This is a genomic window from Actinokineospora spheciospongiae, assembly GCF_000564855.1.
Taxonomy (GTDB): domain Bacteria; phylum Actinomycetota; class Actinomycetes; order Mycobacteriales; family Pseudonocardiaceae; genus Actinokineospora; species Actinokineospora spheciospongiae.
Window position 1 is genome coordinate 56,027 of sequence record NZ_AYXG01000024.1, and the last position, 22,250, is coordinate 78,276.

11 protein-coding genes are annotated in these 22,250 nt (G+C 64.5%); 3 read left to right on the plus strand and 8 right to left on the minus strand.

Translation table 11 applies throughout. The features are described from left to right. The first annotated feature begins 4 nt into the window (after window positions 1-4). Both UO65_RS03055 and UO65_RS34225 read left to right on the plus strand, forming a co-directional pair. Window positions 5-2,161: a tetratricopeptide repeat protein gene (locus tag UO65_RS03055; RefSeq protein ID WP_084175253.1), complete on the plus strand. Its 2,157-nt coding sequence runs from the start codon at window positions 5-7 to the stop codon at window positions 2,159-2,161. A gap of 317 nt (window positions 2,162-2,478) precedes the next feature. After that, on the plus strand, window positions 2,479-3,543 hold the full coding sequence (locus UO65_RS34225; RefSeq protein WP_084175254.1) for a restriction endonuclease: 1,065 nt from the start codon (window positions 2,479-2,481) through the stop codon (window positions 3,541-3,543). 82 nt (window positions 3,544-3,625) lie between these two features. On the opposite strand, the gene dpdD is transcribed toward UO65_RS34225, so the two are convergent. From dpdD to dpdE, 8 genes are read right to left on the minus strand one after another with little or no spacing between them, the layout of a single operon-like run. Then, a complete protein-coding gene (gene dpdD / locus UO65_RS03060) occupies window positions 3,626-5,779 on the minus strand; it encodes a protein DpdD (protein WP_035278491.1) in 2,154 nt (717 codons plus the stop codon). Continuing rightward, window positions 5,766-6,308 carry a phospholipase D-like domain-containing protein DpdK gene (dpdK, locus tag UO65_RS03065; RefSeq protein WP_035278493.1) on the minus strand — a complete coding sequence of 181 codons (543 nt, stop codon included), beginning with the start codon at window positions 6,306-6,308 and terminating at the stop codon, window positions 5,766-5,768. Before dpdK ends, dpdD begins: the two co-directional genes overlap by 14 nt. Further along, on the minus strand, window positions 6,305-10,720 hold the full coding sequence (gene dpdJ, locus UO65_RS03070) for a protein DpdJ (RefSeq protein ID WP_035278495.1): 4,416 nt from the start codon (window positions 10,718-10,720) through the stop codon (window positions 6,305-6,307). The genes dpdK and dpdJ overlap by 4 nt, the downstream gene beginning before the upstream one ends. Then, window positions 10,713-11,378, minus strand: coding sequence for a hypothetical protein (locus UO65_RS03075; protein WP_152551951.1), 666 nt, complete (start codon window positions 11,376-11,378; stop codon window positions 10,713-10,715). Before UO65_RS03075 ends, dpdJ begins: the two co-directional genes overlap by 8 nt. 16 nt (window positions 11,379-11,394) lie before the next feature. Next, window positions 11,395-14,520: an ATP-binding protein gene (locus UO65_RS03080; RefSeq protein ID WP_035278499.1), complete on the minus strand. Its 3,126-nt coding sequence runs from the start codon at window positions 14,518-14,520 to the stop codon at window positions 11,395-11,397. Then, the gene (gene dpdG / locus UO65_RS03085) at window positions 14,517-15,416 is read right to left on the minus strand and encodes a protein DpdG (RefSeq protein WP_035278501.1); all 900 of its coding nucleotides are present in this window, start codon (window positions 15,414-15,416) and stop codon (window positions 14,517-14,519) included. Before dpdG ends, UO65_RS03080 begins: the two co-directional genes overlap by 4 nt. A gap of 2 nt (window positions 15,417-15,418) precedes the next feature. Next, window positions 15,419-17,962 (minus strand): protein DpdF, encoded by a 2,544-nt coding sequence (gene dpdF / locus UO65_RS32965; RefSeq protein WP_161784415.1) that lies wholly within the window; start codon window positions 17,960-17,962, stop codon window positions 15,419-15,421. Further along, window positions 17,959-21,174 (minus strand): protein DpdE, encoded by a 3,216-nt coding sequence (dpdE, locus tag UO65_RS03095; protein WP_035278503.1) that lies wholly within the window; start codon window positions 21,172-21,174, stop codon window positions 17,959-17,961. The genes dpdF and dpdE overlap by 4 nt, the downstream gene beginning before the upstream one ends. Before the next feature lie 611 nt (window positions 21,175-21,785). Between dpdE and UO65_RS03100 the strand changes: the two genes are divergently transcribed. Further along, window positions 21,786-21,989, plus strand: a complete 204-nt coding sequence (locus tag UO65_RS03100; RefSeq protein ID WP_152551954.1) for a hypothetical protein — start codon at window positions 21,786-21,788, stop codon at window positions 21,987-21,989. The last annotated feature ends 261 nt before the right edge of the window (window positions 21,990-22,250 follow it).

Genomic DNA, 22,250 nt, shown 5'->3' on the forward strand with positions numbered 1-22,250 from the left:
CGCGGTGACGGCATTCGGCGACGAACTGAGAGCACTTCGACGAAACCGGGAAATCCAACAGAAGGACGCTGCCCGAGCGCTGGCCATGAGTCCGAGTCAGCTGTCCAAGCTGGAGACCGGGAAGAAACTCCCCAGCGAAGCGGCGGTGCGGCGTGCCGAGGCCTACTACGAGACGAAAAGCGGCCATTTGCGCAATCTGCTCGGCCCCGTGGGCCTGCCCGGGCACGGTCTGGTCCCGCAGGGCCTGCTCTCCGGTCCTCAGCACTTCGTGGGGCGGGACGAGATCCGCACACGGTTGGTCAACCGACTCCGGAGCGGCAGACCCGGTGTGATCTCGGTCGGTGGCCTTGGTGGGATCGGGAAGTCCGCGCTCGTCAACACGGTGTGGACCGACGTGGCGAAGGACTACCCGCATGGGGCCGTGGTACTCGACCTGCACGGACACGCGGAGAACAATTCCGAGTGGACGACGGGTGGCGCGCTGGCCAGCCTGCTCGCCCTCTTGGTCGGCGCAGAGCGCCTGCCCATCGACCGGGATGGTCAGGTCAACCTCCTGCGCACACTGCTGTCGGATCGACGAATGTTCTTGGTGATCGACAATGTGCGTCACGTGGACCAAGTCCGCGATCTGCTGCCCGGTGACTCGGGCAGTGCCGTCGTGGTTATCAGCCGCACCCGACTGACCGCGCTGACCGACGCCGAACACATCGACCTCAAACCCCTGGAGCCCGGGGCCGCCCAGGAACTGTTCGGCCGGATCACCCGGGTGAACCAGGAAGACGAGCGGTACGTGAACGAGATCCTGGAGCACTGCGGTGGGCTGCCGCTGGTCATCCAGGCGGTCGCGGCTTCGCACCACACCGGAAGTTGGGACCTGGCCGAACTCCTCGACCTGCTCCGCAAGGCTCAACTGGCCGCCCTGGACGATGACCGCTGGATCAGCGCCCTGACCGTCTCGTTGGACCTGTTGAAGCCCGATGAGCGGGAGTTCCTCACCCTGCTCAGTCTGCACCCCAGCAGCCGGATGGACCGAAACACGGTGGTGGCCCTGTCCGGAGCCGCCCCGAACGACGCGAACCGACTCACCACCAGGCTCTTCAACTCCTACCTGGTCGACCGCTATCCGGGCGGAGCGGTGGAACTGCACGACGTGGTCCGCGCGCACCTGGTCGAGCAATGGAAGCCGCAACTGGACGCGACCGTCCGCGACAAAGCCATCGCCCGACTGCTCGACCACGTCGCGGGGACCGTGGCCCGGGCGGACGCCCTGCTGGAGCCGGACCGTTGCCGTCCGGAAGTTCCGGAGTCAACGATCGACTTCACCGACGCGGCAGGGGCGCTGCGCTGGCTACGGGACTCCTGGTCGACCGTCACCGCCTTGGCCGAATTGGCTGCGGACTCGGGGCACCCGCAGCGCTGTGTGGACCTCGCGCGGTTGATGCGCGGCTTCTTCGGCCGCGACAAGATGATCGAACAGTGGATCGCGCTGCACCGGCGCGCCCTGGCGGCGGCCCAGGGAGCGGCCGACGACCGCGCCACCGCCTCCACGTTGACCAACCTGGGCATGGCGCTGCTGGAAGGGGGAAGACCAGAGGAAGCAGCTGAATGTCACGCGCGAGCAGCAGAGTTGTTCACCGCACTGGACGACCGCCTGGGCGCGACCGATGCGCGCTCAAGCCTCGCGTGGGTACGCATCTACCAGGGTGAATCCGAGGCGGCGCTGGCAGGCTTGGCCGAGGCGGCGGCCAGTTACCTGGCGAATGGCCGCACCCGGAACCTGATGATCAGTCTACGTGGGATGTCCTTGGCGGCAGCCGCGCTCAACCGCACCGCTGAGGCCCTTGACCACGCCACCAGAGCGGTGGAGTTGAGCACCACGCCGCGCGACGAGGTCCTCGCGGTCAACGGCCTGGCCTGGGTTCACTTCCGTGCCGCCCACCACGCGGAGTCGGAACGCCTGTACCGATGGGCCGCCGCCTTGGCCGCTCGGGAAGAAGAACATGCCGAACGCGCCCGCGCCCTCAATGGCTTGGGCAACGTGGCCGCTGCCCAGGGCAAACACGCCGAGGCTCAGCACTGGTGGTCCGAAGCGGACAATGGACCGGTAGCGCTCAACATTCGAGTGGTCGGTGAACTATCCTACCGCAGAACCGCTGCCTGACGACTGGGGAAACAAACGGGTGATGCCCTGTGTACACCGCACCCGCTCCACAAGGCGGAGAACACATGCCTGTTCGCGACTGCACCAGAGGAACCGCGCCGCACACGGCCCGCTTGGCAAATACAGGCCAAGATGCAGGCGGACTACCGCAAGAAACCAAGGAGGAATCCAGGAGAGCAGACAGCATTCGGCTCGGATTGATTTGAGCGCGGCGGAACTGCTCGAAGCGGAAAGCAGTGCCTGTCGGGTCAAGCCATAGCGCCTCCAGTGCCTGTGGAACTCCGGAAGAATAACACCATACACGATAGGATTGAATTATGCCCGTATTCGACCCCGGTGTCGAGCATCCTGTTCAACTTGCGCTATGGGGTCGACCTGATTTGAGAGTCGAAGGTGATGCGCCGCCCGGGATGTCTTTCGATGTTGCAAAAATTTCCATTGCCGATTCGACCGAATACAACCGGCCCCGCATATCCAACAGACTCACCATCAACGGCAAGCCTCAGCCTTCAACAAGATACCCTGTATTCAAAAAATTTAGGAATAATACCGTTGTCGACGACTTGCCTGGTTTCGAAAATCTGCCAACTCGCGTAAAAAATTGTCCTTACTGCCACACAAGCATGGGTGCGACAGAAATTCACAACCATGGGCCCGAAGACGGAGATCGGACTGCGGGCCAACTTTTGGAATACTGTCCCAATTGTACTTTCTGGCAGGCCCATGGACTTCGAATGCAAGGGTATGAAGCAAGGTGCTCCCTATTCTATAATTTTGATGTCGCAGTATTGTCTTCCAAGGTTAAAGAGTTCGAAACAGATTTCCCCGAAGGGAGTCTATCTGAAATATCGCAGTGGTTGCGAAGGCATCCCGAGAAGTACCAGACCATGCCTCCGCGATATCTTGAAGTTCTGGTGACAAAACTTTTCCGCAACATCGGTACCTACGTAGAGGCACGCCACGTTGGACGGCCGGGCGACGGCGGCGTCGACGTATTGCTGGTTGACGCCGAAGGGTGTTCGTGGCTTGTCCAAGTCAAACGCCGCGAGGATGTCGACTCCGCAGAACCCGTGTCCACCATCCGCAATGTATTGGGATCAATGGTCTTGGAAGGCTTCAAACACTCCATCATCGTGTCGACAGCCGACCGCTTCACTCTTCAAGCGCAACAAGCCACAGGCCGCGCAGAAGGAAAGGGATACGAAATACAATTGGTAGACAGAGGCGTTCTGGATCGCATCATCGGACGTTCACTTCCTGTCGCACCATGGCATCGCATCCAAGAGGAGATACGGAAGGGTGACGCCAAATGGGTCGCCGAAGAATGGTGCTTCTGTGGCTGCACCTGGACAAGGAAGGTCGAGCCGTACAATGATATCTAGCAGGACAATTTAATCGACAATCCGCATCCAGGAAGGTTTCGAACTACAAGGCTGTCTACGCCCCCGGGACCGAGTCCGGTCATCAGCGCTGGTTTGCCCCCACATCGCCTTCGGCCAGACTCCGCTCAATTGCTTGGATGAACGAACTGACGCCACGGCCTTGCGGCAAGATCTGCTTCGACTTCGGCCTTCGGCTGTCGATGACGACCGTGGCTGCGTGTGCGGCGTGCCTCACGTCGACGATCAGGTGGTCCGCACGGTCGACCAAGGCAATCAACGCCTCGGTCGAGACCGTGTCCGCGTTGCCCACGACCTCGGCAGGTCTGCACAACTTCAGCAGGCGGTTCTCCAGAAGTCGAGCGGCGTGGGGAAGCAGTGAGTACAATCCGATCACCGTGCCATTGAGCCTGCCCCAGACTACGTCAGCGCTCATAACCGGGGCAGCGATCTTTCTCGCTGGGAGGCCGACTTCTTCAGCCAGAGCTTCGATCTCGACGCTCTGGCGATGGGAGAGCCTCTGGCCGCTGAGATTGCGGAGTTTTCCGATGAGGCCGTGGATGGCGTTCAACCGCATGCCGGGCTGCGGGGTTGGCTCTTCCAGCATCATGTCCATGATGGCGATGGCCCAGTCTGCCGCCGTCGGCGCACTGATCGTGTCCCACAATTTCAATGCGTGTTCGAGTGACTTTTCGTACTGCTCGGCGGACGGGCCGCTGCTGAGGATGACCCCAAAGAGTTCGAGGTAAGCATTGCGCACCGGAAGGCTCAGATTGCCCTGTTCAGCAAGGATCTGCAGGACGACGTCTCGGAACTCGGCGATGTTCGCGATCGGTGTGGCCGCCTCTTGGCACAGGAGGTCCAAAGACGCTGTGACCTGGTCCGAGTTGGAACCTGCCCAGGCGTCCAGCAAGGCGTAGGCGACTGCGCTCGCCTGGCCAGGAGATAGGCTTTTCAGCTCAGACCAGCCGCTGTGGGCCGATCGCAGGGTGTACTCGGCTTCAGGCCAACGTCTGGGCTGAGCAACCCTGGTGCACCAATCCAACCAACTGGCGCAGGTCTCGTCCGCAAGTCGTTTGAGATCATCTAGATCCTTCTTGAGCCTGCGGCCGAGTACGAGACCTCCGGTGTCAGCGAGGCCGCGAACGGCCTCGAACACCGCGAGCGCACGACTTGTGTCTTCGCAGTCGAGGACCGCCTGGACGGCCAGATCCGCCGTGGAAGCGTCCACGTGCTCCAGGAAGGCGGCGATCACAGCGTGGTACTGACCCTGTTCGAACAGTGTGGACATGTCCGTGACAGGCTGGGTGAAGTCGTCGAGCAGTGGGGCCATGAGTTGCGTGAGCCGTTCACGCTCCACATCGTCTTCTGCCGCGGAGAGCAACCGATCAGCCCGTCGGGCATCGTCCTGGAGAACCGCGGCGACTGCCGCGACGCAGCGACCTGCCCAACTTACGGGGACATCGACCGCACCGACGACGCTGCCGTAGCGAGCAACGAGATTCGACTCGTCGAAGGCTTCTGGCGTGATCGGCCCCACCGAGAAGGTGGTGGCGAGATCGGAGCGCCAGATCATCTCCAGCAGTACTTCGTTGATGGCTCGAGGACGCCGAGTCCGGAGCAGTTCGCCCAGGTAGGGGAGAGCTTGCAACTCGGCCCACCGTCCAAGGTTGCCCAGCATCTGGATCACGAGGAACCGGATGTTCTCGGCGCTCATGGTGCCGGTCAACTCGAGGGCCTCAAGTGCCCGCTCGGCGGCCTTCGCGTCGTTTTGGCGCAGCCCGAGGCGGAAGTCTCTGAGAAGGTGGATGTATGACGGGTTCAGCGACCTGGTGCTGACATCCCTTCCTTTGACAGTGGCCACGATGTCCTCGATGACACGGATGAATTGATCCTGATCGCCGCGGACCCGCTTGATCGTCGATAGATACTGCAAACCTGCGGTGGAGAGATCTAGATCGGTTTGCTGAACTCCCGGGGCGAGCGATGCGGAGTCGATCTCCGCCGCAGCGCCGAAGAACGCCTTGAGCACTTCCTTGCCCCGCCTGTGGCCTTCTCGGCTGCGTGAGAGCAGGTAGAACCCATCTGGCACGCGGTGCAATGGCACGATCAACCAACCAGTTTGGTCGAATTCGTCTTGCTGCAACTGCTCGTCGAGCAAAATTTGCACCTGTCGTCGATACACGCGGAATCGGTCGAGGTCTCCCCCGCACTTGACGATGGTGTCACCGAAGTCCATTGATCGACCCTCCGAATCTGTCGTACGCGTCCATCCTGGCCCGCGACACGTACTCCTCGTCGATCCTCAGTTCGACCTGTTCTTCCCTGACGTTGATGCCGTTGTAGGTGATGTTCATGCTGCCCGACACCGCGAACCCATCGCCGGTCAGAGCCTTGGAATGCAGCCGTCCGCTCACGTCGACGACGATGGAGACCCTGTCGGTGACTCCGAGGTCGCGAGCCAGAGACCGAACTCGGTGGAGGAAGGTGGAGTTGTGGCTGTCGGATGTCGTGCCGATGACGACCGTCGAGCCTGCGGCAGCCAGGGTCACCAGGATCTCGGCCAGGCGGATGTGGCGGCGACCGAAGCGGTTCAGGTCGGGAAAGGTCCCGGCGGTGTTGTTGAGGATGTCGACGTCGGTGATCCAAGGGGACACCAACCACAGGCACGTGCTGGGCATCGCGATCTCCGCGGCGAACAGCGAACTGAGCAGGTCGTGCGCTTCGCCTGCGCTCTGCGCCTTCGATTTTCGGATTACGCGGTTCACGGCGCCTCCCGGAGGAGGAGTCGTGCTTCAGCCATACCCGTGGCGCGGCGGACGCCGACCACGATGGGGTGACACAGCAATGCCCCAACCTCTACCGGCTGGGTCTGCAGGTCCAACAGGACTGTTCTCAGGTTGGCGGTGTGCTGCAGTGGCGTTCGCAGCACGACTTCCCCGTGCTCGACCAGGGCCTCGTGCACTCGGATGCGACATGCATCGTCCCAGGAGTCGACATCCACTGTCTTGGGCCCGAGGTGGATGTGCGCGCGGATCGCGGGCATGAACACCTGCAGTCCGTCTCCAGCGCTGCTGGAACTCCGCGCGTGCCCCCACGGCCAGAGCACATTGGCAACCGCCCGCGCCCGCTTCTCCGGAGTCCCGGCGTCGCCGAGGTGCAGTATCGCGTCGAGTTCACCACATCCGGCAAGCAGGCCGCCCAGCGTTCGCGGGTCGACCTGGAGTCCGGTGCGCGCGGTCACGCCGTCGCGCAAGGCCAGCCAATGCGCCACCTCGTCGATGAGACCCCCGTGAGCGCCAGGCCCGGCTATCCGGGTGCTGACCGCTGATCTGGCGGGGCCGCCGAGGATGATGCCGTGGAGTCGAGCAGCGTCGTCCACAGAGCGAACGGCCGCAGCGACGGTGTCATGTCCTGCATGCCACGCGTCGCGGAGGCCCTCCAACGCCTCACGCACCTCAGGGGCTGTGCTGCGGATGAGCGCAGTCAGTTCGTCATCGAGCGTCTCCACAGCCGATGGGGCCAGGCTGTCTTCGACCGCCCGGGCGAATCCGTCGGGATCGTCGTTCAGGGCGCGCGTGAACGCCTCGATCTGGCCGGTCCCGCCAGGGGATTGCTCCGAGAACCAGAAGCGCAGGTCGTCGTCGGGGCTCAGATCAACCGCGATGTCCTCGGCGTCGACTCCCGGGCACAGCGCCGACAGCGCTGACAGGACGATCGCCGCGGCAGAATAGGTATAGGTGCGCTGCCACCACGTGGTCCACGCGTCGGAGCGGCTCTCCGCGCGAACGTCGTCGACTGCGGCGTGGAGTGTCGACACGACGTCGGTGTCGGAGAACCACTCCCTCCACTGGGTTTTGCCCTGGGCGTGCTCGTGCTGTTCGTCGAGCACACCCAGGACGGCGGCGGCCTCCGTGAGCGCGTGCGGCGTCAACATCTCCGCCGGTACGTCCTCCGCGCGGTCGGCTGAAGCAGCCACGGCGAGCAGCAGGACTTGGAAGAGACGGTCGCGGTCGAAGTAGGACATGTCTTCGGGCAGGTCCGCTTCGAATGTGATCAAGTGGCGCAAGCGCGCTGTGCGTTCGGTCGGCGTCGGCGGACCGATGGCATCGGGTCGGCGAACGACGAATTCCATGGCGTCGCACTGGACCTCGACACCGATGGCGGCGGGGACCCAGTCACGTCCTCCACCGGTGCCGTATTCCAGGCGGACGTTGCGACGCGCGCGGTCCCACAACGTGCCGCGTGCGGCCTGGGCGAATCTGATGATTCTTGCTCCGCCTCCGTGGAGGTGCAGATGCGTGTCCGCACGGGCGACGACACCGAGCACGGCTCGGGGCAATCCGACCAGACTGCCCTCGCCCAGGGGCAGGGCGTGGAACTGCCATTCCGGCCGCATCGAGGAAGCGTCCCGGATGTCGTCGGGGACATCAGCCAGCTGGACGCTCCGCGGGTAGTAGACGACGACGCTCCGGCCTCCGACGTAGATCGTCTCCAGGAATTCGGCACGATAGGTCGATGTGACGTCGACACGGGCATCTTCACCTGGAGAAGCGGCGGGCAACGGTACCCAGTGGCGCTTGTTGGTGGCATAGATGCCGAAGTGCCTGCTGACGTTGCCGGGGCTGAACTCCCGGAGCGCGCGCAGCGCGGGCAGGTGCTCGGTGACGAACCGTTGTCTCTGCACCGGCACGCGCAGTTCGACGTCGGGTACCAGGAGGTCGTTGAACAGGTTGCCCGGAACGAATTCCCGCATCGGGGTTCTCGTGCGGAGGCCGAGGTCATCGGCGAGCGGCTCCTCGCCGCTCCACTGTTGTTGCAGACGACGGCGGATCACCGGTACGACGGCGAGCAGGAGAGGCCGGGGTGCTTCCCAGAAAAGGGTGTCGACCAAGGAATCCGCGATTTCGCCAGAGCCGAGGCCGAGGGCGTCGCGGATGTGCCTGCGCAGCCGTGTGCGTTCTGGGCCGGGGCGCAGGAGTTGTGCCAACTTCTCCGACAAGGTCTGCTGACGCCTGGACGTCGCGTCCTGGCTGGGCTGGTTGTCGGGGAACAGTGACTGCGCCGGTCCGGCGAGGTCCGTCCAGACGGAGTCCCGGCCGGTGTAGCCCATTTCGGCGGCCAACCAGTCCATCAGGGCGTACACGGCCTGGATGCGCAGGACGTAGATGTTGCCGACCGGCAGGCTCCGGGGTGGCAACTCGGGGTCGAAGAGCGCGTCGTAGCCATCCCACGCCTGTCGGTCGCGACCCCAGTCGCTGAGGACCACGACCGTCCACGGCCTCGTTTTGGTGTCGCGGCCCGCACGACCCTTGCGCTGCAGGAACTGGGCGGCATCGCGCGGCGCCTTGTGCTGTACGACTGCCCCGACGCGGTCGTCGTCGAAGCCCACTTCGAGGGTGGCGGTGGCGACCACCACCTGCGCGTCAGAGGTCACGCCGCGGTCTTGCGAACTGGTGCGGCCCACTACGAGCGAGAGGTCGTCTTCGACTCCATGGCCTAATTTGTCCGCGAGCCACCACCACTGGCCGTCCGGATCGCGGTCGTGGGCGGATTCTCGGTCGTCGTTGTCGACGCGGCCCTGCTTCTCCGAGCGGAGATGAGCCAGGGTCACCGGCTTCCTGCGCTTGAGGTACTTCGGCGTCTCGTGCCCTTCCGCGTCCATCAGGTCCCAGTAGAGCCGGTTCGTGCTGTCGAGTTTGTCGGTGAAGACGAACACCCGGCTGGCGAATACGTTGTCGGAGGAAGGGACGACCGCGAAGGGGTCGTCGTCGACGCGGTCGAGGCTGCGCGCGAGGACCATGCAAGTTTGGATCGTGGCCGACAGCGGGCCTGTTTCGGAGAAGGGGTTGTGGCGGAGCGCCACGAGGTACTCGGCCCCCGACTCCTCAAGTTCGTCGTAGCGGGGTTGCACGACGGTGACCGCGTTGCCGGGGAGGTCCACAAGCCTGCCGAAGAACTCATCGGCCTTGCTCAGGGTTGCCGAGAGGCCTACCCACACCGGGGTGCGGCCGAGGTTGTACCGCAGCCTCCGCAGGAGGATGGCGTTCTGCGCGCCGGTCGTGCCCTCATAGATGTGCACCTCGTCGAGCAGGACCGCGCGAACCGATCCCTGGTAACCGAGACCGAATGCGGGAAGGTTTCCCGGGGTCGAGAGTTGCCTGTTGAGCGACTCGGTCGTGGTGAGCATGAGGTCCGCCGGGGAATTGCGTGCGCTCTCTCGGGTCAGTCGCAGCAAGGAGCCGTCGATCTCGCCCCCGCAGCCGACGTCGGAGCATCGGAGGCGCTCTCGCGGCGGTTTGGCGGTGAGGTCGGCAACGGGCCATTCCATCTCGTTGCCGCAGTCGGGGCACCGTGCGAAGGGGCAGACGTACCCGGACTTGGACGCGGTTCGGGTCCAACCGTCGACCCAATTCTTGCGCACGTACTCGGCGGAGGTGGGCGTCTGCCCGTACCACGTGGCGATGCTGAGTTTGCGTCCGCCCGCCGCCGTGCGGTTCACGGCGGCGAGATAGCCCAGCAGTGTCTTCAACTGGTCTTTGAGAAGTTCGTTCCGCGGGTAGAGCGCGAGGACGAGCGGACCGCTCGGCCCACGTCGCCCCGCAGTGGCCTGATCTGACATCCACGCCAGCAGCGGCAGGTAGAAGGCCAGGGTCTTGCCGCTGCCGGTGCCGGAGGTGACCATCACGCCGGAGGGATCAGCGCTGCTGAGTGCTGTCAGCACTTCGGACGCGCTGCGCCGCTGGAAACCCGACAGCAGGGGCGGCATGAGCGTTTGGGCTGCCGCCATGCCCGCTGCGCGAAGCATGGGTGACATGTCGTGCAGGACCGCAGCGGCCTCGACGTCCCGTTTGGGCCTGCGTCGAGGACGGTGCAGGAAGCGGAAGTCGAGGACGAGCGACCGTCCGGTTGTCACCGGTCTGCCGCGGAACGACTGGCGCAGCGTCGCCATGAGGCGGATCGTCTCGGCGCTGCGCGATCGGTAGCCACCGCTCGGCGTGACCACCACGAGGTTCTTCGCCAGGAGGAAATCCAGGACGGTTCGGTCGGCTCCTTCGGCGGTCAGGAGTTCCTGCATCTCCTGCTCGCTCCATTGCGCCCCGACCGCGCCCCACGCGAGGAGTTCCGTCTCGCGTAGTTCGATCTTCGTCAGCACCCGCAGCGGAAGGTGTTCATCCACGTTGCGCTCCCCGCTTCTGGGCCACCACGCGGAACTGCGCGGAGATGCCGTTCGCCTTCAACCAGTCGATGACTTCGGTGGTCAGCATGTCCAGATCGGCGCTGACGCGCGTCGTGGCGAGAAGAAAGTTGAGCACAGACTGCGGCACCCGGGTCCGCAGTTGTTCCTGCATGGCGGGAATCTGCTCCAGGACGGCGGCCGAACGCTCATCGGGCAGCGCTCTGCGCGAACGCTGCAACTCCGATGCCGCGCTGTCGATCTTGCCTGCGACGTCAGCCAGGCTCGGGACTGCGGCAAGCACCTGCACCAGGTTCAACACCTCGTTCAATTGCCCGAGTCGATCATTGACCAACGCCGTCCAGAACCGCTGCAGGTCCTTTTCCAGGCTCTGCAGGTGTGCGTCCAGGTCTCGGAGCGTCGAATTCCGAGACCTGTGCATCGGATTTCTCGCCAGTGAGTCCAGACCTGTGACGATCTTCGACGGCACGGCAACCGTCTGCCATCCCCTGGCTCGCATGGCCTCTGCTGCTGTTTTCGCCGCCTGGGCTCGGACGTGGAAGCTCTCCAGGTCCGCGTCCAGCACTGTCAACGTCGCAAACCGGTCCTGGGAATCTTTCTCCTGCCCAGCCCGATCCACTGCGACCTGAGCCTCGAGCAACCACTGAAGTGTCGTATCAGGCATCGGAATCCACTGCCCCGCTCGCCGATTCCAGGGATTTCCGGATCGCGTCTGCCTTGACTTGGATCCGCTTTTCGATCTCGTCCAGTTCCGCGAACTCCGGTGTATTGCGTCTGCACTCCTCGCGCGTCGCCTCGATGGCTCGGCGCACGGTGGCGAAGGCCGCGTCTCCCTCCACTGCCCCCGACGCCCAGTCTTGCGCGAGGATTGCTGTGTCGCCTTGCGGCCGGGAGGGGTTTCGTTCGCGGTCTCGCAGCACTGTGGTCGGCAGTTCGATCAAGGTCTTGAGGGCGTTCTCGAAGTTCTGGTAGCCGTCTGCGGGTCGGAAGAGGTTGGCTTCTTTGGCACGGCGCCCGATTGCTTCGGCGGCCTTGGCGACCACGGAGGACTTGTCGCCGCTGAGCCCCTCCTTCAACCGGTCTTTGGCAGACCACGCGTCTTCCAACAGGGCAGGAGCGGATGAGACCACGGCTGTGCGCAACTTCTTCGCGGCTGCGGCGATTATCGGGATGTCCGTGTTGTAGCGCTTTGCCGCGTCATCGAGGTAGGCGACGGGCGCGGCTACGGCGGCTGGGAGATCGCCGAGCGCGGTTGCTGCATCGACCAACCCGGCACCGCCCTCCCCCTGGCGAACGGTCGCGAACTCGGCGAGCAACTCGGTCGCGAGGGGGTTGCTGAGAATACCTGCGGTCGGATCGAGGACGGGCCGCCAAGCCGGGGCCGTGGGAAAATCCGCCAGCGGCTCCAGCGAGTCCTCAAGTGTGTTGAGCGCCTTGGGTGAGACCCCGGCGCACATCAGTGCGATCGTGCGCACGGCGACAGCGGTCTTGGCGATCTGGGCAGGGTCGAACCAGTCCAGGAAACCGTCCACGACCGCGTCGGCCCATTCGTCAAGCTTCTGCTCCAATGTCAGTGCCAGGTCGAGGGGATCGCTGCTTTCCGGCCACGGCCACTTCCCGCTGTCCGGGTCCCAGTGGAAGTGGTCGTAGTACCACCTCGCTGCCATGAGCAGTTCGACGTCGGCATCGTTGCGTTCAAGCCGGAACTGGATGCTGCCGGCGCCGGCCGTGCGGCCCTGTGCATCTGCACCGAAGTCGAACGACGCCTTCTTGAAGTAGCCGGACAGCATGTCCATCGCGACCGAACTCGTGCGCGGGTGCACCAGATGCTCATCGAGGTTGATGCGGGACTGGACCAAGGTGAAGAGGAGTTCGCGGTAATGCCTCGTCTCCTTGTCGGCCATCGGTTCGCCGGTGCGCCACTGAAAGAGGGGCTGCAAAGGATTCTTCTCATCAGGAGGTTCGATGTTCTTCGCGCCCCGCTTGGTGGGGCTGCTCTGGCTGGCGGGGTCGCGCCTGCGTCGGGGTTCGACCGCCGACTCGGTCGTGGGAGCCAGGGCGGCGTTGCGGTGCTCGGTTGCGGCGGGGAGGGCGAAGGCCTCGTGGACGATCGGGGCGAGCGGTTGCTCGTCCCCCCACAGAACCAGGGCGCGGTAGAGACGGTCCGCCTCGTCACCGGTTTGATCACGGACCAGCGCGGCGCGCTGCCGGTGCACAGTGTGCTCGAACTGCTCGAAGGTCCTCGCGGGCGGGTACGTGAGCCTGCCGATGTGCGTGTGCGCCACCACCAGTGCGTCGGAGACGCAGAAGTCCAGGTCAGCACGCGGGCTGCGGTGTTGGATCGTGGGACGTTGCAACGCGCGCCGCAAGGCGACCTCGTTGTACGGATATAAGCCGACTTCGCCGAGGCCGGGCACCTCCACCGTTCCGAAGCCCTCGTGGCACCGCTGCCGGATCGGGCAGGGGTCACCGCCAGGACCACGGCTGTCGCAAGCGTTGGCCACCCAGTCGCGCTGCTTGTCCTCCTGGGCAGCCCGCCACTTTTCCCGGACCTCGTCCCGGCCGAGCCGGACGAGGTTGAGGTACCTGCCGAGGAAGGCCGGACGATCGGCGAGGGAGTCGTCACTGACCACGAAACGGTGTGCGATGCGGGTCCGCACGGTGTCGACGATCTTCTCGAACGGCCCGTCGGTGACGGCGAACACCACACGCAGTGGGGCCATGCCTTCCCCTGGCTGTGTGGCGAACTGGTCGTACAACTCTCCGTCGATGAGGCCGAACTGGGCGAGGTCCTCGAAGAGCATGACCAGTTCCTTGCCCTGCTGCTTCAGTGCCTGCCGGGCTTGTCGGAACAGCGCGTCGAGGGTGTCTCCATCCTGGGTGCGCAGGCCCAGTACCTTTCCCATCGCCGCTTTGGCAGCCTCATCGAGAATGGCGATCACCATGTCGAGGTCGGCGGTGACAGTCGACCAGAAATCCGCCAGGATCTCGTCCTTGCGCAAGGCTCTCAGCATCCCAGCCTTCTTGAGCGGCAGGTCGCTCCGGGTGAACTCGGCCTCGCCGTCGCGCCGTGACGTCGACTCGAAAATAGAGTCGATCACCCGGTCGATGGTGCCGCCTGCGGCAAGCATCGCGGTGTTGACTGGCTCCAGACTGAGCAAATCCGCCAAACCACCGCGTCGTTTACCGGTCTCATCCCGACTGCCAAGGAAACTGTTGCGGTCTTGACGCGCTTTGGCTTCCGCTTCAGTCTCACCTTCTCGGGGCTGCTGGTATTCGAGGTTCCATGTCAGAACCGAGCGCATTCCCTCGAGCAGTCGGTCTTTCAGTTCGTCTTTGCCAACCCCTCCGACTGCGGCGTCGATCCGCTCCATGAACTGGCCGCCGTCGACGGGCAGACCCTCGACTATCCTGCGGAGCAGTTCGCGGATCGTTTGGATCGCGCGCGGCACGTACAGGACGTGGTAGCGGTTCTCGTCGAGGTCGAGGTTGGCGTGGACCCATCGCACGACGTGGCTCTTGCCTGCGCCAGAACCGCCGGTGACCGCGATCAGGGTGTTGCGCTCTTGGTCCCCGACGCTCTCGCGCAGCGCGTTGAGCACGTCCCGTTCTCCAGCGCCTTCACCGGCGACCGCACGGCCATGGGGGTGTTCGAGGCTCATGGGCGTGTGGGCGGCGAGGAAGAGCGCGTCGGCGTCAGCGGGGAGTGCGCCGATGTCCGAGTACACGGTCTGCCGGACCGCTTCGGATTCCCAGCAGCGGTACCCCTTCATGCTGGTCATGCGGTGCTCGCCTCCAAGACGCGAATTTCGCCGATGCGGGTGATGGTATTCGCAACCCTGAGGACCATCGTGTTCGAAGCGTCGGCCGCGGGGACGAGTTGCACTTTTCCGCGTCTCTCCAGCTTCAACAGCGCAAACGCCAGGGAGCCGCTGATCACGTCCGGCTCGGTCGGTGGGACGGGAAGGACCCGCAGCAGGCGCGGATGGCCCAACACCGGAAGCGTCGCCAAGAGGTGGCTGATCCAAGTGTCGGCCCGGGCTCGCACAGGCATGGAACTGAGGATCGGTTCGATCGCACGCGTGCAGTCTGCGGAGATGTAGGAGTTCTTCGAATTCCGCTCGGTCAGGGTGGCCACACCGAGGTGTACCGCCCACCGGCGGAAGGCCAGCCACTGCGCGGCGTTGAAAATCGCATTGGATCTGATTCCCGCCGACTTGACCACGGTCTCGGTCTCCCCGTCCCAGGCGGTGTTGAGCGGGACCAGGGGGTCTCGCTGACAGAACCAGATGATTCCCAGGGCCAGGTCGGAAAGGTCGTTGGCTTCGACATCAGCAAGAGCCCGGGCGTTGAGCGCTCCGAAAACACGTGCGTAGAAGGCGCGGTCGTCTTCACGGGCGTTCGACGTCCGACTCTTGCCCGCGGCGGTGGTACGCAGTCGCCACGACTGCTCCCCGCCTGCCTTGTCCTGCTCGAAGAGGCCCAGGTGTTCGCCTATGCGCAGCGCGGGGCCGAGCAGACTGGCCCGAGGCGCGACCTCTTTGATCATCGGCCTGGGCTGCAGTGCTCTCTGCAACTGTTCGGAGGTCTGCCCGGAGGAGCCCGCTGCTGCCAGATACCTGGAGATCACGAGCAGCGAGGGCGCTGCCCCCCGTGCATAAGTCGTCAAGTAGTCCACGGTCAGCCTTCCAGTACTTCCAGTGCGATTCGAGCATCGAGCGCGCGCAGGTCCCGGACCAACCGGTGTTCTCCGAGCAGGGCGGTCGTCGGGGCCAGCAGCACGTCCGTCTGGTTCCTCCGCACGGTGGGGTCGGCAGAACGGGACCAGGGGTTCAACCAAGACTGGGGCAAACGTCTCTGCGCCGGGTACACGACGAAGGAGGACAGCGGTGTCAACTGTCGTGGACTGATCGGCTCGTGGTCCACGAAGGCATTGGTGGGCAGGTCGTCGAACCCGTTGAGGCCGGCGAAGTGCATGACGCCGCGGTGCGCGAGCGCCCGGACCAGCCCAGGCACCACTTGGTCGTGCTCATCAGAGGCGAGGAGGACCAGTCCGTCCTGCACACCGGAAACCGCGAGCAGGTCGTCGAGTGCGGGTCTGACGTTCTGTGGGATGGTCCAAGTCTGCGGCGGGTGCGGAGGCGGATCACCTGCGGGGCGGTTGTGCACCGCTCTGCAGGAGGGGCATCGACCGCAGGGCAGGGTGGGGTCGGTGTGGTCGGCGGCAGTCCGGAAGAGCGCCAGAGTCTCGCTGGTGGCCCGGTACGCCCTGGCGATCACCTCGCACGTCGCGGCCTTCGCGGACAGCACGTCCTCCAGGGCTGACAACGCACTCCTGGACCGGCCCCACTCGGTCGCCTGCCACGGCGCCCACGAGTCGGACCAGAACTCGTCGGGTTTGTCCAGGTCGAACCGCTGCACGTCGATCTGGACCCATTCGTGGACGCCCTCTTCGACCTGCTCGTTGACCTGCGCGGCGTCTTCGGCACTCACGTAGCGTCGTCGGACCGCGTGGAGTTCGACCAAGCCCTGGATGAGTTGAGCGTTCCACCGCCGATTGTAGGACCCCGGCGCTGTATACCCGGGACTGCTTTCGATGTCCAGATAGGATCGACCGCTTACCTCGACCCGGCCGCCCCACAGGTCGAGCCATCGCTTTCGCGCGGTGTCGGCGGTCAGGACCTTGGTGGTCAGTTGCGCCGCTTCGCTGTGATCTGCCGGAGCGGTGAGCAGAAACGCGCTGCAAGCATGCCCGTCACGACCACCGCGGCCCAACTCCTGGTACCAGCGGTCAACAGTTTCCGGCAGGCACGCGTGGATGACCGTGCGAACATGCGCGTAGTCGATGCCGAGGCCGAAAGCCGACGTCGCGACGACGATGTCGATCTCGGGCGGTTGCCCGGGCGTGTTTCGAAGCGTGCGCAGGACTCGGGCCCGGTTGTCGTTGCTCGTGTCGCCGGTGACCACGGCCGTCCGCCCGTACCCGAGGTCGCAGAGTTTCTTCGCCCAAGTCTCCGCTGTGTCCGGCCGGGTCACGTAGAGAATCGCGGGACGGGGCAGGTGCGCCAGCGCATCCGTGACCTTGGACATGCGCTCGTGAGCTGTTGGGGATGGGGAGATCCACAGTTCCGGCTCCGGCCGCAGGGCATTGGCCGCGATGAGGTTGCACGCTCCTGGCCCGCTGAACAGCGTGTAGAGGTCTTGCAACTCATGAGGCCCGAGGGTTGCGCTCAGCAGCAGTGTGATCAGCGGTTCATAGCCTCCCGACTCAGCGGATCGCAGCAATTCGACTCGGAAATCTTCGAGCGTGCGGAACTCCGGGCGGAAACTCCGACCCCATTGGGTGACCAGGTGCGCCTCGTCGATGACGAGGCTTCCCAGCCTGCCGACGCTGGCAGCCTCTTGGAGCGTGTCGCGCAGCGCTCGGCTGATGGACTCCGGTGAGGTGACGAGAATGGGCTGGCGGCCTCGCTGGATGGCGGTGCGAAATTGCTGGCGCCGGTGGGCGGGAGTATGCGAGGTCCAGGCGAAGTGCATGTCCTCTTTGCGCGTACCGGGTCGCAGGCGCTCGTAGTGGTCTCTGAACCTCCGTTCGAAGTCGTTGGCCAAGGCGATGGTCGGTACGACGATCAGACAAAGAGCATTCGAAGTCCGCTCGGCCAGGCAGAGCGCGACCTCCGTCTTCCCCGAGCCGGTGGGGAGCATGGCGATGAGAGTGCTGCCTGCGGCGCAGGACATGACCGCTCGGCATGCTGTCTGCTGACCTGGTGTCCTGTACTGCGGATGACCTGTGATCCGCGTGAAGAACGGGTCAGCAGGCAGATCAACGCTCTGGAAGCGCAACTGGCCAGGTGTTCCGGCGAGCGCGGCGCCGTCCGGTGCCACCTCGCCCGCGTCCAGCCACAGCGGCACCCAGGGGCTCGCGTACCACAGGTCGCGTCTGACCTCGTGCAGGCCGACGCTGCTCGCCGCACCCCGCACGCGGGCTGACAACTCCGGGGCGAGCACGACACGGGCGACGCCCACGCTGCGCAGGTCCCATCTGCGCAGCAGGTGGCGGACCAGCACGGCGAGGTCCAGATCGCTTCCGCTGTCCGACTGGCACACATGGGCAACTCGCGCGTAGAGGTCGTCGGCGAAGACGGCCCGTGCAGAACGTGTGGGCTCCGACAGGAGCTCCCGGAGCTCCGCCTCTTCCGACTCGACGGACTTGGCGTGTGTCATCGGGCAGGCCATAGCACGACCGCACCGCAGGCGATGGTGGACACCATGGGTTCTCGGACTCCCCGGATCAGCGCTTCTCCGATCGACTGCTCCGACTGCATGTCCTGCTCCGCCGCGAGCCGCTCTGCTCGAGTCGGAAGGCGTTGGGATCTGGCTCGCAGGATCGCAAGCCTGCTGTCCATCTCGCGTTCTGCACGTCCCGCGGCGGTCAGCGGCGCCTCTGCAAGCACGGCCATGGTCCGGAGTTCGCGACGGGCGTCATCGAACCCTGTTCGGCAGAGCGTCGTCCAGTCCGGCAGAGCATCAAGGACGTCGCGCCAGGCCTTCCCGCGGAGGACGACGTCCGCTGTCTCGTCGAAGGGCTGTTCCAGTTCGGTGGCGACCAGGAACGGGTCGGCGACCCCGTCGGGCCCGGTCCAGATCCTGACGATGGCAGGCGGCAGGACGGCGTCTCCGCGTCGGCGCAACCGTCGTCGAGTCGCCAGGTCATGCCCTTCGAGGTGGCTCTCGTCGAACTCGATCTGGAAGTCGGCGGCGAGCCAGAGACCGGGGTGGTCCACATGGACGGTCCTGCGGATCAGGGCGCGTGTTCGGCCGCGCTCATCGGATCGCAGGTTCTGGTCCAACCAGTCGACCAGAGGATCTCCGAGCCGGAGCAGAGGAACGCCGCGACGTGCGACTGCTGTCGCCCGGTCGTAGATTCTCGGGCGTTCGAGCAGCGGAGCGACCTGCCGCGCCCCGTCCTCGGACAGCCCGGCGATGCGCTGGACCTTCTCCTGCCCGAGCGACCGCTTGGGGCGATCGAACTTGACCAGGGAGTTCTTGGGATTCTCGACCGGCCGCAGCCAGATACCTCCGCGTACCGAGGTCAGACGGGTGAAGGCCTCCCGGAGCGGACGAGCGTCGGACTCCACAGCGCGGAACTCGGCGACGCTGGCGTCGTCGAAGTCCGAGGCGACCGCGACAGCCTCCATCTCTTCGAGGAGATCGACTTCCTCCCGCTCCTCCTCCAATTCCTCCCGGAGTCGCGCGAGGTCGGGTGCGAACGCCCTTGCGCCCTCGGCGAGGAGCGCGCCCGTCACCGAATCGAAGAGTTCGTTGAGCTTGCGCTGTAGGGTGGCAACCGAGGAACCGAAGATGTCCAGCCCGGTGGTGAGCAGGTTCAGGTGCTGTGAAACCCACTCGCTGGAGGGCTCGCTGATGCAGAGCACCTCGGCCGGGTCGTCGCGTTGGGCGAACCTGTCGAGCCTGCCGATCCGTTGCTCCAGCCGGTTGAAGTCGAGCGGGAGGTCCAGGTTGACGAGGACGTCGGCGCCCTGCAGGTTCCTTCCCTCCTCAATGGAGTGGTCGCCGATGAGGATTGCCCCGGATTGGGACTCGAGGAAGTCGAGGGTGTTCTCATCCCGAGCCTGCTGATCCTGATGGTTCAAATGCTCATGGACTGCAGGCCCCCAGCGTTTGACCGCCTCATCCCGGAACTCTCGCGCGACCGCGGTCGAGGTCGCGACCACCAGGACCTTCTGGTCGCGATCCAGTCGCTGCTCGATCACCTCAGCCGCGCCCGCGAAGCGGCGATCGGTGTCGATCAATGCCAGTCTCGCCACGATGTTCTCGAACAGGAAGCGGTCCTGGTCCACCACCCACCCAGACTGACCTCGGGGCCTGCGGAGGCGATCTTCGAGGTGGCGGCCCAACGCCAGTGGCCCGCCGAGGGCGTGCATGACTATTCGGGCGTAGGCCCAATCTTCTCCCACGCGGCCATCGTCAGCGAGGAGTTCACGATAGCGGTCCAGGAAAGCGTCGACGACCGGTCGCGCGGAATCCTCGATTGTCACGAAAGCCGCTCTGCGCCCAGCAACCGGATAGGCGCTTGTCGCTCCCCACGATCTCCTGTGCCGGATCATGCGCCTGCTGATCCGGTAGGTCTCGCGAACATATTCCGCAAGATCGCGCCAAGAAGCCCGCTCGTCCTCGTTCCCGTCGGCGGCTTTGAGACACTCGGTCGCCAACCGTTGGAAATTTGGGTCTTGCCCATGCAGAAACCGCAGTCCGTCGAGAGCCAGGGTGCGCTGTCGAACGCTGGCGCGGCGCGAGGTCAAGACGCTGACATTGGTGGCAGAGGATTCCCGGGCTTGGACCCTGGCTTCAAAACTCGCCAATTCGGCCAGAGGGAAGGCCATCGGGTCCACCAGGTTGAGCAGCGAGAGGAATGTCTTGAAGTCGCGACGCATGGGAGTTGCGGACAGCAGCAGCAAGCCGCGCGTGTTGATGAGGTCGGCGCGCCGTGCGGGAGCGGCGTCCAAGTGGGACAGGAGGGCATGTGCCTCGTCGATGACCACCAGGCTGCGAGACCGCAGGTCTGATCGGGTCCGGAGTTGCTCGTGGGAGATGATGGCCACTCGGCGCTGCTCGATGGCGTCCCCGAGGAGAAGACGATCCCGCAACTCCTCGTCCCACTGCCCCACGAGGGCGGACGGGACGCAGACCAGACCGGTCGCCCGGTCGTCGTCAAGCAGGAGTTGCCGGAGGATGAGGCCAGCCTCCACAGTTTTCCCCAAGCCGACCTCATCGGCCAAGAGGAACCGCAGGACCGGATCCGCCAGAACCCTCGCCACGGTGTCCAACTGATGCGCGTACAGGTCCACGGGAGCCGACAGCGCCGCCGTGAATCCCCTTGAGGAACCCCGTTGTCGCACCAACTCACTGATGAACGGAGCGCGCGCGTCGTAATATTCCGGCGAGTCGCACAGGCCGTGCGCCAGCGCAACCTCCGGATCTGATAGGGGCTTGTTCCAACGGACCATGAGTTTCTCGGCCCGGATTTTGACATCGTCATGCATGCCCGCGATGCGGACTCGGTACTCGCCGAAACCAGCGAACCCCCCGACCTCCGCAGCATGCCACCCGTAGTGGACGCTCTGAAGCCAAACCCTGGTGCCCGGAGAGAACTCGATCAAGGCCAAGTCTTCAATCGGCACCACACGCCGCTCGTCGACCACCCCGGGGATGTCGTGGTACGCGACGACCGCTCCTTGCGAGGTCTTCTCGAGACACCGGGCAAACCCGAGGTCTTCAGCGCCTTTGACCTGCACCCATTGGCCGACGTATCGCTCTGGCGACGAGTGTCTGCTGAGCACCCGCCCTCTCGACTGCGTCATCGGCCCGACCCCCTTGCATACGTCGACGCACTCATCCCCCAGAGACGCGTTCACCCCACAGGAGGGTGAGTGTACCTCGTTTGAGGTTATGCATCCCATCGGGTACGAAAGTCTCGCCACAGCTTCCGCCAATCAATCGCCCACCATGGCCACTTCGTTACAATTTTCCATCTGCGCCTCGATGGGCGAGATCACCGAGTCGACCCCACGGTCGACACACCATTGCCGAAAACAATCCACAAGATTGCAGTCAATTTTGCAAGCTACTTACCGGTTAAATTTGATCGCGCCGGTTGGGATCGGTCCCGTTTCTGTCACACGAATTAGATCTTCACTCCGACATGCCGGGCAGAGCAGTACTGGAGGTCGAACCTCCACCAGAAGCGAGCATACTTCGCGATGCTGCAGCATGAGAACCAGAAAAGCAGGGATCGCGTGGAGTCCGACCTTAAGTCCCGACCAAGGAACCGCAGACGTAGCCCCAAACGATCCGACCGACGAAGAAACCAGCAGGTCAACGGCCGCGTGGGCGGTCGCGACACCTTATGGAGAGCGTCGCCCATGTAAGCCTGCGGGAGTTGCCGCAAGCACATTGTGGGTGGCGAGTCGGCCTTAGTACTCGCGGCAGATCTCGGGTCGCTCCGGACCGGACCGTGGTTTACGCCATGATCGACTCACTCGGCGACGTCGGCGCCACGCTCGCGGATGCCAAGCCCGTCGGACTGGCCAGGCTGTACCGGAACCTTGACCTGAACATGGTCTACCAACCAGAAAAGCAGGCCATCGATGTGACGGCCTGCCCCGGTGTAGATAGTGCGTGTGTCCGAGGGGCGAGTCTCTCGCTAACCACAACTTTCGTCATCACATGATCCTACAGGCCATGATGGTACTCCGTGTTGTCTCCGGTTGGCCGGAGATTCGTGGGGCTGGAGGCGCCAGTCGGTCATTCGCTTCGGTCGGGTGTGGTGCTCTCTAACCACGCAAGAACTGCTCGTGACTGTTCGACTTGGGTGGAGAAAGCCTGGGGCAGAGTTCGCGCGAGATCTCGTCGTATCGCCAGTGCTTCCTCGATCGCAGCCAACCCTTCCCCTCTACGGCCCAGTCCACCCAGATCGACTGACAGGTTGTTG